The 12,538-nt window shown below is 47.4% G+C and carries 9 protein-coding genes; 2 read left to right on the top strand and 7 right to left on the bottom strand.

Going from position 1 to position 12,538, the window contains the following annotated elements; all coding sequences use genetic code 11:
* Positions 1 to 102: 102 nt before the first annotated feature.
* The 3 genes from LG211_RS03310 to LG211_RS03300 are packed head-to-tail and all read right to left on the bottom strand — an operon-like array spanning position 103 to position 3,363.
* Positions 103 to 1,383, bottom strand: coding sequence for an electron transfer flavoprotein subunit alpha (locus tag LG211_RS03310; RefSeq protein ID WP_148396684.1), 1,281 nt, complete (start codon positions 1,381 to 1,383; stop codon positions 103 to 105).
* 19 nt (positions 1,384 to 1,402) lie between these two features.
* Positions 1,403 to 2,200 carry an electron transfer flavoprotein subunit beta gene (gene etfB, locus LG211_RS03305; protein ID WP_148396685.1) on the bottom strand — a complete coding sequence of 266 codons (798 nt, stop codon included), beginning with the start codon at positions 2,198 to 2,200 and terminating at the stop codon, positions 1,403 to 1,405.
* Between the two features lie 20 nt (positions 2,201 to 2,220).
* On the bottom strand, positions 2,221 to 3,363 hold the full coding sequence (locus LG211_RS03300) for an acyl-CoA dehydrogenase (protein WP_148396686.1): 1,143 nt from the start codon (positions 3,361 to 3,363) through the stop codon (positions 2,221 to 2,223).
* Positions 3,364 to 3,648: 285 nt separating this feature from the next.
* Here LG211_RS03300 and LG211_RS03295 point away from each other — a divergent pair, with 285 nt between their 5' ends.
* Both LG211_RS03295 and LG211_RS03290 read left to right on the top strand, forming a co-directional pair.
* On the top strand, positions 3,649 to 4,299 hold the full coding sequence (locus LG211_RS03295; RefSeq protein ID WP_148396687.1) for a hypothetical protein: 651 nt from the start codon (positions 3,649 to 3,651) through the stop codon (positions 4,297 to 4,299).
* 107 nt (positions 4,300 to 4,406) lie between these two features.
* Positions 4,407 to 5,078: a Crp/Fnr family transcriptional regulator gene (locus LG211_RS03290; protein WP_148396688.1), complete on the top strand. Its 672-nt coding sequence runs from the start codon at positions 4,407 to 4,409 to the stop codon at positions 5,076 to 5,078.
* 142 nt (positions 5,079 to 5,220) lie between these two features.
* Here LG211_RS03290 and LG211_RS03285 read toward each other — a convergent pair whose 3' ends face one another.
* The 4 genes from LG211_RS03285 to LG211_RS03270 form a co-directional block, all read right to left on the bottom strand.
* Positions 5,221 to 7,680: a DsrE/DsrF/DrsH-like family protein gene (locus LG211_RS03285; RefSeq protein ID WP_148396689.1), complete on the bottom strand. Its 2,460-nt coding sequence runs from the start codon at positions 7,678 to 7,680 to the stop codon at positions 5,221 to 5,223.
* A gap of 79 nt (positions 7,681 to 7,759) precedes the next feature.
* On the bottom strand, positions 7,760 to 10,321 hold the full coding sequence (locus LG211_RS03280) for a diguanylate cyclase domain-containing protein (protein WP_148396690.1): 2,562 nt from the start codon (positions 10,319 to 10,321) through the stop codon (positions 7,760 to 7,762).
* Positions 10,314 to 11,954, bottom strand: coding sequence for a GH3 domain-containing protein (locus LG211_RS03275; RefSeq protein WP_148396691.1), 1,641 nt, complete (start codon positions 11,952 to 11,954; stop codon positions 10,314 to 10,316). The genes LG211_RS03280 and LG211_RS03275 overlap by 8 nt, the downstream gene beginning before the upstream one ends.
* Positions 11,951 to 12,538, bottom strand: a complete 588-nt coding sequence (locus LG211_RS03270) for a hypothetical protein (protein ID WP_148396692.1) — start codon at positions 12,536 to 12,538, stop codon at positions 11,951 to 11,953. The genes LG211_RS03275 and LG211_RS03270 overlap by 4 nt, the downstream gene beginning before the upstream one ends.

Below are 12,538 nucleotides of genomic sequence, written 5' to 3'. Positions count from 1 at the left end.
TAACTGCTATCTACATTGTACCATGGCCCCCGCCTGAAAGCCAACAAAAAAGAGATGTGATCACTCACATCTCTTTTATTATGCTTAACGATTTATGTAAGCTTATTTTGTGGAAGCGTCATACAGCGCTTCTGCGTTATCCCACTCTTCGATGATCTGCGGGATTACCTTGTACAGGTCGCCTACGATTCCGTAGTCCGCAACTTCGAAGATCGGAGCATCCGGATCCTTGTTGATCGCAACAATGATGTCGGAAGTCTGCATACCTGCCAGATGCTGGATAGCACCGGAGATACCACATGCAAAATAGATTTTCGGCTTAACGGTTGTACCGGTCTGTCCTACCTGGTGGGAGTGATCAATCCAGCCAGCATCAACAGCTGCTCTGGAAGAACCAACAACTCCGCCAACCTTGTCAGCGAACTTTTTGATCAGTTCGAATCCGGAAGGATCGCCCAGGCCTCTTCCGCCGGAGCAGATGATTTCAGCGTCAGTCAGGGAAACCAGTTCCTTAGCGGACTTAACGATGTCAACCAGCTTGATGTGAATGTCGCTTTCAGCAATCTGAGGTTTGTAAACAGTCAGTTCGCCTTTTGCGCCTTCAACCTTATCTCTCTTCTGCATTACGCCAGGTCTTACTGTGGACATCTGCGGTCTTGTCTTCGGGCAGATGATGGTAGCCATCAGGTTACCGCCGAATGCCGGACGAGTCTGCTTGATTCCAGTGGAAGGATCGGTCGGATCCAGTGTGGATGTGTCCAGAGTGGTGCTCTTGTTCGCGTAGTCAATGTAGCTGGAAACTCTGATGTCCAGTCTTGTACAGTCAGCAGTCAGACCAGTGTTCATTCTTGCAGCTACTCTTGGAGCCAGGTCTCTACCGATGTGAGTAGCGCCGTAGATAACCAGTTCCGGTTTGTATTCGTTGCAAGCGTCAACCAATACCTTGGTGTACGCATCTGTTGTGTAGTTCTTGAGAAGCGGATCCTCGATGAGGATAACTTCTTCTGCGCCGTAAGCGTAGCATTCTTCAGCCAGGTGGCCGATGCCGTCACCGATGAGAACTGCGCAGATTTTTGTATCTTCGCTGATTTCTTTTGCGAGTCTGTAGCCTTCGCCGATCAGTTCCAGAGCAACGTTCATCAGTTTGCCGTTTCTCTGTTCTGCGAATACCCATACGTTCTTGTAAGCGGAAAGGTCAACAACTTCGTCATCGCCAGTTTTTTCGATGGCCTTGAACGGGCAGGCGTCGATACACTGGTTACAAGCTGTACACTTATCGTTGATTACAGCAAGTTTGCCTTCCATGTCGATCGCATCGAACGGGCAAGCTTTCAGACATAATTTGCAGCCTTTACATTTATCTTTTATAACTTGAATAGCCATTATTATTTCCTCCTCCTTCTTAGATTACATGTTTGCCCTTGAGACCGATCAGCAGGTTCTTGGCAAGATCTTTTTCTGTATCTCCTTCAACGATTACACCTTTTCCCTTGGGCTTCGGTGTAAAGGAACGGAATACGTTTGTCGGGGAAGCATCCAGACCTACTGTGGTCAGGTCAACTTCAATGTCCTTTGCGTTCCAAACTTTGATTTCTTTTTCTTTATCGAAGATACCCTTCATGTACATGTATCTTGGAGTGTTCAGTTCTTTGATCGCGGTCAGCATGCAAGGAGTCTGGATATCGATTACTTCGTACCCATCTTCCAGAGCTCTTTCAACTCTGATATCTTTTTTGTTGTCTGCGATTTCAAATTTCTGTACATACGTAACCTGAGGCAGACCCAGTTTTTCAGCCAGCTGCGGACCAACCTGAGCCGTGTCTCCGTCGATCGCCTGACGTCCGGCGAAAATCAGATCGAAATCGCCGATCTTCTTAACGGCTGCCGCGATTGCGTTGGAAGTAGCCCATGTGTCGGAACCGCCTACGGCTCTGTCACTGATCAGGATACCTTCATCAGCTCCCATAGCCAGACATTCGATCAGCAGATCCTGTGCCTGCGGAGGTCCCATTGTTACTACTGTGATATGTACATCATCAAACTTATCTTTTATCTTTAATGCTTCTTCTAAAGCGTTTGCGTCGTCGTGGTTTAAGATACTGGGAACACCATCTCTCATCAACGTACCTGTTTCAGGGTTGATTCTGATTTCGTTTGTATCAGGAACCTGTTTTGCGCATACGATTATTTTAAATGCCATTTTTTAATCCTCCCTCTTTATTATTTGCCCAGAACGGATGCAGCGATTACGATCTTCTGAACTTCTGAAGTTCCTTCGTAGATCTCTGTAATCTTAGCGTCTCTCATCATTCTTTCAACCGGATAATCCTTGGTGTATCCGTAGCCGCCGTGCAGCTGTACACACTTCGTTGTTACATACATAGCTGTTTCAGCAGCAAACAGTTTTGCCATCGCGGATTTCGGTCCATAATTCAGGTGCTTATCCTTCATGTCGGCAGCCTGATAAATCAGAAGTCTGGAGGCTTCGATTCTGGTTGCCATTTCAGCAATGTCAAATCTCAGAGCTTCCATTTCGGATAACTTTTTGCCGAACTGTTTTCTGGCTTTCATATAATCAACGGTTACATCCAGCGCGCCCTGTGCGATACCCAGAGCCTGGGAAGCGATACCGATACGTCCGCCGTCCAGTGTGGACATGGCAACTTTGAAGCCCTGTCCGATTTCTCCCAGCAGTCTGTCTTTCGGGATTCTGCAGTTCTGGAAAATCAGCTCTGTTGTGGAGGATGCGCAGATGCCCAGTTTGTCCTCAGTCTTACCGATGGAGAATCCTTCGTCACCTTTTTCTACGATAAACGCGGAAATTCCTCTTGTTCCCTTTGACTTGTCAGTCATAGCCATTACTACAAATGTATCAGCGTATCCGCCGTTTGTAATGAATACTTTGGATCCGTTCAGAACCCACTGATCGCCTTCCAGGATTGCTCTTGTCTGCTGTCCTGCAGCATCTGTACCCGCACCAGGTTCAGTCAGTCCGAATGCGCCTAATTTTCTGCCGGAGAGAAGGTCAGGAAGATATTTTTTCTTCTGTTCTTCATTTCCCCAGTTAAAAATCGGCCAGCAGCACAGGGAAGTGTGTGCGGAGCAGATAACGCCTGTAGATGCACAGACTCTTGACAGTTCCTCAACTGTGATCGCATAGGAGATGTGGTCTCCACCAGCTCCTTCGTATTCTGTAGGGAACGGTACGCCCAGCAGGCCGTATTTTGCCATTTTCTCTACAGTTTCAACTGGAAATCTGTGTTCCTGGTCGATGTCGGCTGCCAACGGTTCAACTTCGTTAGTAGCAAACTCTCTTACCATTTTTCTTACGAATTCTTGTTCCTTCGTGAGTTGAAAGTTCATGTAAATGCCTCCTTAAATTATTAATAACGGTACGTTTTTTGTCTATTAAAATTGTCCGCGTTTTAATAGTCAACTTCGTTACAAAAGTAACGACCATACATTCCTATTAGACCATATTGCGTTCATTATTGCAAGTGGTTTTTTTACTTTCCGTAAAATATTTATCAAGGATTCAAATACGGTTTTGAATATTCAGATTCTTCCCTCATTTTCCTTGCAATTCTAACCTTTAGCATGGTAAAATATATGTAAGTCTTTATAGCCATATGTATTAAGGAGGGTTATATGAAAAAAAGAGCAAAACTGATCGTTGCATTTTTAACATTGTCTTTAGTGATGGCCTGTTTCGCAGGTTGCGGCAGCAGTAACAGTGAAGAGGAGCCAAAAGAAACCACTGCGGCAGCAGTAACCGTGCCAGAGGAAGTACAGGCAGTCAAAGACAAAGTTACTGGTCTTGCGGAAAAGTACGCAAAGAAACTAGATGGCGACTGGGGCGACCAGCAAGTTGCTTTACTGGAATCAAAGGAAGGAGAAAAGTACAAAGACTACAAAGACATGAAAGCTGTTCTTGACAGCTATAGAGAAGAGAGCGGAGCATATTATATATATGCCCTGTATCCAACGGATCTTGAAAATGTGGATTCCAAACCATTTATGATCACGGTAGACGGTTCGGAGGATCCTGACCCTTACGGTGAGGAGTATGAGTGGGAAATTCAATTCCAGGAGGCCTGGAAAGGCTCTCCGGCGGCAGCCCGGTCTGCATGGGCAGATGATGAGGAAGGAAAAGACCTCTGCTGGTCCGCATTTGCACCATTCCATGACAGTGAAGGAAACATCGTTGGAATTCTAGGAGTTGACTACCCTGCACCGGAAATTCTCGACTTTCCTGAGTGGAACCGGGATTCCGATCAGTGGAATAAAATTGAAGAATAAACGTTATATCTAGTCGAGGATCATAGAAGATCATATGCAAACAGTAATCAAAAGAGACTGCTGCACGAGGTTCGCGCTCAGTCTCTTTTGTTAAGGAAGGTAACATTATGAAAGAAACAGAAATATCCATATTGAAAGACCGTTTACCATTTTGGAATCGATTATCTTCAGAGGAAAAGCTTCTATTATCTCAGAATGCTGTATCTGTCCTCTATGATAAACATACGGCAATTCACACTGCTGATTTTGAATGTATCGGGATTCTCCTGGTCAAAAGCGGCACGCTTCGCGTCTATATGCTTTCCGAAGACGGAAAGGAAATCACCCTTTACCGCATTTCTTCAGGGGACGTGTGCATCCTTTCCGCAGCTTGTGTCTTGCAGGCGATTACCTTTGATGTGTGCATCGATGCCGTGTCGGACTGTGACGTAATCCAAATCAGTTCCGCTGCCTTTTCAAAGGTAATGGGAGAAAACGTTTACGCGGAGGCATTCGCTTATAAGCTGGCAACGGAACGGTTTTCCGATGTAATGTGGGCCATGCAGCAAATCCTTTTTATGAGTTTTGATCGGCGGCTGGCTACCTTTTTGATCGATGAATCTGCCGCGCAGGGCTCTGAGTCCATCAAGATGACCCATGAGGAAATTGCCCGTATGATGGGCAGCGCCAGAGAAGTGGTCACCCGCATGCTGAAGTATTTTTCGTCGGAGGGCTGGGTTGAGCTTTCGCGGGGAATGGTAAAAATTCGAGACCGAGAAAAACTGATGGAAATAATTTGATCGGATTGACTGGGCAGGCTGGCGGCGGCCCAGCCATTCATCACCCCGACGATCCAACAGCTCATTTCCCCCGGCAGCCCAAACGTGCATTTCCCTCCCCGACCGTCATGCCTTAAGGCAGACGATCGGGAAAACACCGTTTTTATATAAACAGATTTACATCGGACTTTTCCGCATCCCCCAGATAGCTGGCAACCCCAGCCAGTTCTACCCCATCGATCAGCTCTTCTTCCCGAATCCCCATCACATCCATGGACATGGTACAGGCGACCAGCTTCACCCCGTTGTCCATCGCCTGCCGCATCAATGTTTCCAAAGAATCCACATGCTTCTCCTTCATAACGCTGCGCATCATCTTCGTACCCATACCGCCCATATTCATTTTCGATAATTTGAGTTTTTCTGTTCCCCTGGGCATCATCGCACCGAACATCTTTTCAACAAAGGATTTTTTCACCGGCTGCTTTTCCCGTTTTCTCAGGATATTCAGCCCCCAGAAGGTGAAGAACATCGTTACCGGCCGCCCCATAGCTGCTGCACCGTTGGCAATAATGAAGGATGCCAACGCCTTATCCAGATCCCCGCTGAACACCACCATCGTCTTGCCGTCGCCGCCTTTTTGTTCCTGCGGCGCCGGGCAGCAGCAATCCCCGCCTTTTCGAATATATACCAGATTTTCCTTGCCCTGCTTCTCCGTTTTCACCAGCGTATTCTGCGTTCGTTCGCACCAAGCGGCAATATCCCTGGCAAAGCCCAAGTCCGTAGCCGAAACCTTCAAAAGCTCCCCATCCTCCATCTGGGCAATAGCTTCATTGACTTTCATGATGGGGCCAGGACACTGAAGACCGCAGCAATCAACGATTTTCATCTCTCTGCCCTCCGGCTCTTCAGGCGGTTGTTCCCTGGCTGGTTCTTCTCTCCACTCCCCTTTATCGTGCATGGATTTGTAAAAAGTCGTTCCGCCTTCCAGAACCTGTACATTGGTAAACCCTTTTTCCATTAAGATTCTAGCTCCGTTGTAAGACCGCACCCCCACAGAGCAGTAAACGATGATTCGTTTTGTTTGATCCAGCTCATCCAGACGGCCGCGCAGCTGACCAAGCGGGATATGATAAGAGCCTGGTATCTGGAAAACCATTCGCTCCGTGTCTTCTGTCACGTCCAAGATCATATAGTCCTCCCCGGCCGGTTCTGCCAAAAGATGATCCAGCTCATCCGGGCCTACGAAAGATACCAGACCGTCCAGCACATTTTGAGCCGTAAAGCCCAGCATGTTAACCGGATCCTTTGCCGAGGAATAGGGAGGCGCATAGGCCAGCTCCAGTTTTTCCAAATCTGAAACATCTGCCCCAAGGCGCATTGCCGCAGCAATGACATCGATTCGCTTATCCGCTCCCTCCTGGCCTACGGCCTGGGCTCCGAATAGCTCGCCGTTTTTACCAAAGATCAGCTTTAATGTGAGAGGTACTGCGCCCGGATAATAAGCGGCATGGGACTTCTGATTAATGATGATCGAGTGATAGTCCGCGCCCTTTTGCTTTCCCATGGCTTTCAGGGTCTTTTCGTTGACGCCCGTGCAGGCTGCCGTCAGATCAAAAACTTGAGCTACCGACGTGCCTTGGGTTCCCTCATAAATTTTATGATCTCCGGCGATATTATCGGCGCAGATCCGGGCCTGTTTGTTGGCCGGACCGGCAAGGGGCACCATGGTCTGTGTCCCCAGGGTAAAGTTCTCCACTTCGATCACATCTCCCACCGCGTAAATATCCGGGTCGGAGGTGTGGAGTTCTCCATCCACCTTGATCCCCCCTTTTTCATTGAGCAAAAGGCCGGCCTCTTTTGCCAGTTCACTATTGGGGCGCACACCTATGGACAAAATGATCAAATCCGCAGAAAGGCTCCGGCCGCTGCCCAGCTGTATTGTTGTGCTTCCTTCCGATTCCTCAAAAGAACGGACACCGTCGCCCAAAATCAGATCTACATGATTCATAGTCATGTTTTCGTGCAGGAGCTGGGCCATCTCCCGATCCAGCGGCGCCATGACCTGATCCTGCATTTCAATCAGGCTTACATGTATCCCCTGGGCACTGAGGTTTTCCGCCATTTCCAGCCCGATAAACCCTCCGCCGATAACCGCGGCCCGTTTTGGCTTCTTCTCCTGAATCAAGGTTTTAATCATATCCGTGTCCGGAACCGTCCAAAGAGTATGGATATTGGCTCCATCGATTCCCGGGATAGGAGGCTTGATCGGCGATGATCCCGCGGCGATGACCAGAGTATCGTAAGACTCTTGGTAGGTCCTCCCTCCCTGCAATTCCTTTACCTCTACCAGTTTCTTTTCTGGCATGATTCTAATTACTTCTGAAGAAATTCTTACATCAATATTGAACTTTTCCTTCATTGCCTGAGGCGTTTGCAGCAGCAGTACATCCCGTTCTTTGATGGCGCCGCCGATGTAGTAAGGCAGCCCGCAGTTGGCATAAGAGATGTATTCTCCACGTTCAAAGATAACGATTTCCATGGATTCATCCCGTCTTCTCAGCCTGGCGGCTGCAGTGGCTCCGCCGGCAACTCCCCCTATAATAACTGTTTTCTTAGCCATAATAAAAACCTCACAATCTTTCTTTGTGAGGTCATTATATCGTTTCCTGCACCTGATTTCTGTGACCGGATCACACAAGTCAAATTTTTTTCTGATCAGCCTCTTGCACCGCCAGCTCCGCATCCAGCTTTGGCACAATCGCTCCTTCCTCCACCAGCTTGATAAAACGATCCGTCAATCTGGGGTCGAACTGTCTGCCTCTTTGACGCTTCAGTTCTTCCAGCGCATACTCAACAGTGTAGGGTTCTTTGTAAGAACGCATAGAAACCATGGCGTCAAAAGAATCTGCTATGCATAAAATCCTTGCCGACATTGGAATGTCTTCACCGGATATCTTTCTCGGATACCCCTGACCGTCATATCGTTCGTGATGCCCAATGACCGCCGGAATAACATAGTCCAGAGAAGGAAGGTGGCGGATAATTCCAACCGAACTTTCCACATGACCTTTCATGATTTCGTACTCTTCATCGTTCAGCTTGCCGGGCTTATTGAGAATATCCTCCCGAATGCCGATTTTGCCAATGTCATGAAGCAGCCCGGCTTCCCGGATCAGTTCCACAAAATCATCTCCCATATCATAGGCTTCTGCCAGACGGGAAGCATAGTAAGCTACATTCTTTGAATGACTGAAAGTATAATGATCTTTGGTGTCGATGGCTGCGGTAAGCGCATAAATCGTCGGCGCGTATTCAGAGTAAATCCCCTGTTTATATTCGCTGCTGTCCACGTTATCCTCTTCACGAGAATTACTCATACTTTCATGAGCAAGGAGAATCGCGTTCTTACCCCGCCGTTTGACCTGATAGACCGCCATATCCGCATTTTCAACCAGTTCTTTGACGCTGCCGGCACCATATGGATATGAGCTGATCCCTCCGCTGACGGTCAGCACCTTAAGCGCATAGTCTTGCTCAGCCTTGTTCATCTCCATAATCTGCCTGCGAATGTTTTCCGCTAAATTACTGGCAGACAGCATATCGTATCCCGGCAAAATAATCGCAAATTCCTTTCCGCTGTATCTGGAGATGTAACCATTGTTACCCACGCTGGCCGCAATGATCCTCGCTACCCGCTGAAGGGCCAGATCTCCTTCCCGGTCTCCGTACAACTGATTGTACAATTTGAAATCATCCAGATTTAGGATGATTAACGCCAGTGACCGGTCTTTGTTTTTCTCAAATTCATCTTCCAGAACCTGATAAAAATATTTCCGATTCAGCAGCCCCGTCAAATCATCGGTCCTTGCTTCCTGGTACACCTTTTCATAAAGTCTGGAGTTTTTCACTGCAATGGCACCTATAGAACTGATAGAAGTAAGGAAACTAATATCGTCATAAGTAAACCGGGCGTGAGGATCCCTTGCAGCTGTTCCTATTAAACCGATCAATGTATCGCCGTCCTTGAGCGGCGCAAACATGTGAATACCCAAATTATGAATTTGCTTCTTTTCCTCCTCCCACATGGCCTTGTAAGCCGTCAGGCATTGGAACTCTTCCATCAGCAGGCATTCATTGTGTTGTCTGAGATAAACGATCACTGGATTGCTTTTATCCAATGACACGGTCTTATCATCCAAGGGGCTGGCGCTGTAGGCAATATGATAGGATCCCTCTTCTCCATTCTCAATAAAAATGTAGACTTTTTCAGCATCCAGTGTCTGCTGGACCGTACGAGTAACCTTTTCCAGTACTTGATGGATTTCCAGGCTGCAAGAAATCGCTTTGCTGAATTCTTTCAGGGTTTCTGATCTGGTGATTTCTTCCTTGATAAAAACCGTGTCCACAAATTTTTTCATGATATAGTACAGCAAGAAGGTAAATAAGGTAAACAGAATCGCCGTAATCAGCACATAGCTGTCCTCATACTGTCCAAGAATTCTCCTGATCAAGCGTTCCAGCGGCCTGATCGCATTGGCAAACAACAGAATTGCGATTACAAACACAGCCACATAGCAGCTGCCTTTTGATACCAGAAGCGTCAATTTGAAGAGACGCCTTCTGTACATTGCATAAAACATACAGCAAACCATCAAAAGCGCCGACAGCACATCAATGGGAAAACCTTCAAATAGGGGAAGGCATAAGCAGGCCTGTCCTAGAAAAACACCGACAATACCGATCAAAATCGGTGTCAGCTGGCGCTTGCGAATTTCATCGGTCTTATAGCCCCTCAGCATAATGATAAACATATGGATCAGAACCGCGCCGCATACAAGGAATAGAACCGTCACGCTCCATGTAACTTGATACACAAATTGCACTTGCCCGCCCGGGTGCTCTACGCTCAGAGGTGCCTCTAAAAAGAGTCCCGTAAAGATATTGATGATGTTAACCGCCAGAGAAAGCGTTAGCCATAGAGGACGCAGCTTTGATTTTTTCGCTCCGACAAATGCTTCCATAAAGCAAAAGAAGGCAAATGGCATCATCAGCAAGCCGAAAATAGAGACATCATACCAAAGCTTTTCACCGGGCCAAAATTGCATGCGCATACAAAATGAGCCGCCAACCCAGAGGACGCCCAAAATCAAAACCATGATGAAGGCATCGTTGAGTTTGGTCTTTTTTGCTGCAATAAAAGCAAACAGCAGCAGCAGATAGCAGCAGAGAGCAATGATGGGAATGAACACAAAACTATTCATATCGGATCCCCTCCTTTTGCACTGCATATCTGGATGTCTGGAGCTGCAAAAGCTCCTTGATCTCATAGGTGGAAGGATTGATTTTCCTAATTTTCTTTTTGTATCGATTCTCGTATTCCGCCAAGGTGCCGCATTTCAATATGGTGATTTGGAGCGGATCCATGCCCAGGATCATTTTCAAATCCTTGTAATCATGGTCCACATATTTAAAATAAACGGTCAAATGTTCCTTGAGAATTTCTTTCCCTACAGCCTGGCTGGCCAGGCTATCGGCGGCAAGCTCCACATAAACGTGCATCAAAGGCTTTTTGTTTTCATTGTACTCCTTGGACGCAAACCAGCCTGCGATATCCAGCCCCGACAGATCGACCACAGTCTGAATGGCGCTTTCTGTGATCCTGGTAAATCCTGCGATATCGATCACATCGGACACTCGGTCGATATACTGAAACCTTGGGATTTTCGTCTGATCTTCGCTGTTTTCCAGGCCCATACAACGGTAAACATCGCCGACCCGATAGCGCATAAAAGCCCCGCCTTTTAATACAGAAATGACGATTTCATACTTTTCTCCCGGCTGCACCTCATCCATCAAATAAGTTTTGGGCTGATAGGCTTTGTCCTCCATGTTTTTCAGCATTTCCGATTCGGGAATGAATTCATAAAAACAGGTATCCGGAAAAAAGTACATACCTTCCCTTGTCCATGTTTCGGTACCAATGCAGGAAGGCTCTGTGCCCGCAAACAGCTCCATGGGTCGGACGCCCCATAATTCTTCCAGTTCATCTTTGTAGCAATGATTATCCGTACCGGCAACCATGAAGCCCTTTAAATCGAAAATGTCCTTGGGCATCAGCGCTCTGCCCTCTCGCTTGCAAATCCGCTTGGCTTTCAAATAGCGCAGAAGGATTCTGGGGGAAAGGGAAACGATCGAGCTGCCTTTTTTTCCCGAACTGCCGCTTGTCATCTTGGAAAGTGTCTGACTGACGAAATAGGCAACGCTTCCCAAGCCGAAGAAATAGTCGATTCCTTTTGACATTCCCAGCTTAAATCCCTTTTTGTTCCGCTCCGAAAAGGATAGACGCTCCGCTTCCTCCACAGGAGGCAGAAATTCGATGCTGACTTCATCGTGAAGCGCCCGGGGAAACAGTCCCGTGGCATAAGGAAGCGGCGCCAGCCCATAAAGAAAGGTATCTGTCGCTTTGACATCAAATTTTTTCTTTTCCGTACTTGTGGATAAGATCATGCATGCCAGTACATTATTTTTATATGTGTTGAGCATGCTCTGGGTGTAAGGGGCAACCTTAACCGGGTGTTTTCCCCCTTCCCAGGTGGTCTGTATCCAAATGATCGGATCGCCGGGCAGCATGCTGCTCTGTTTTTGAAGCAGCACGTCCGCGTAGTCCTCGTAAGTGGTCAGCGGGAAGCTCTCCCGCAGTTCTTCAATCGAATGGATCCGCCGGCCCTTCAGAAGCCTTTTTCCCAGTTCCGAATTTCCCCAAAGAAACAGCTGCTCTTCCATGAGACGCTTCTGCATTCCCATGTACTCGCTGATGTTCAGATCCAGGAATCCGCAATATTCATTCCAGATTTCCTCTGAACGTTTCTTCTTAAGTTTTTCCTCAAATTTCATACATGCTTCTTTCCTGCTGCGATTGTATTAAAGCAGCGCTTCCCACTTTTCACCGTAGGGATCAAAAATGGGACTTCCTCTTTATAACTGCTATAATCACCAAAATACTTCGGAAACGTCCACATGTCCTGCATAATGACATACAGTACATTACATACACTAAAAACTACACTGCCCCGGATCATCGGCGCCGTCGGCATCGCCAGCGCGAAGCAGGCATACATGCCGATAAACCAGAGCACGCCGGGATGTCTGCACAAGGCATACACCCCCTCTGAATAAACCTTAGGCCGGCTATTCTCCCGAATATAGGTGGGTTGAAAGGGAAGGGCAAAGAACAGCGTATAGACAAGCAGCGCCAAAAACACTGCCGCCAAAGCCAGGAGCACCACCTGCCTGACCCTGCCGCTGACTTCTTCCGACCATCCAGCTGCGAACATCATCGCCGTAGCAATGATCAGCAGCACAAATCCCACAAAGAAAGCCGGCTTTATCAGTTTTTTTTGAAACCTTACAGAATTAAGATCATAAATCACAAACAACACGAAAGCGCCCAGCCCCGTTATGATACATGCACCGCTCAT

It is taken from the genome of Hominibacterium faecale (genome assembly GCF_020734085.1).
GTDB classification, from domain to species: domain Bacteria; phylum Bacillota; class Clostridia; order Peptostreptococcales; family Anaerovoracaceae; genus Hominibacterium; species Hominibacterium faecale.
The sequence above is the reverse complement of the archived record's forward strand: the minus strand, read 5'-3'. Positions and strand labels throughout refer to the sequence as shown.

What these genes read in the sequence shown, in the direction of transcription:
- LG211_RS03280 (WP_148396690.1), bottom strand. Translation starts at nt 10,321, where the DNA reads ATGAATAGTTTTGTGTTCATTCCCATCATTGCTCTCTGCTGCTATCTG.
- etfB (WP_148396685.1), bottom strand. Translation starts at nt 2,200, where the DNA reads ATGGCATTTAAAATAATCGTATGCGCAAAACAGGTTCCTGATACAAAC.
- LG211_RS03295 (WP_148396687.1), top strand. Translation starts at nt 3,649, where the DNA reads ATGAAAAAAAGAGCAAAACTGATCGTTGCATTTTTAACATTGTCTTTA.
- LG211_RS03270 (WP_148396692.1), bottom strand. Translation starts at nt 12,538, where the DNA reads ATGAGCGGTGCATGTATCATAACGGGGCTGGGCGCTTTCGTGTTGTTT.
- LG211_RS03300 (WP_148396686.1), bottom strand. Translation starts at nt 3,363, where the DNA reads ATGAACTTTCAACTCACGAAGGAACAAGAATTCGTAAGAAAAATGGTA.
- LG211_RS03310 (WP_148396684.1), bottom strand. Translation starts at nt 1,383, where the DNA reads ATGGCTATTCAAGTTATAAAAGATAAATGTAAAGGCTGCAAATTATGT.
- LG211_RS03275 (WP_148396691.1), bottom strand. Translation starts at nt 11,954, where the DNA reads ATGAAATTTGAGGAAAAACTTAAGAAGAAACGTTCAGAGGAAATCTGG.
- LG211_RS03285 (WP_148396689.1), bottom strand. Translation starts at nt 7,680, where the DNA reads ATGGCTAAGAAAACAGTTATTATAGGGGGAGTTGCCGGCGGAGCCACT.
- LG211_RS03290 (WP_148396688.1), top strand. Translation starts at nt 4,407, where the DNA reads ATGAAAGAAACAGAAATATCCATATTGAAAGACCGTTTACCATTTTGG.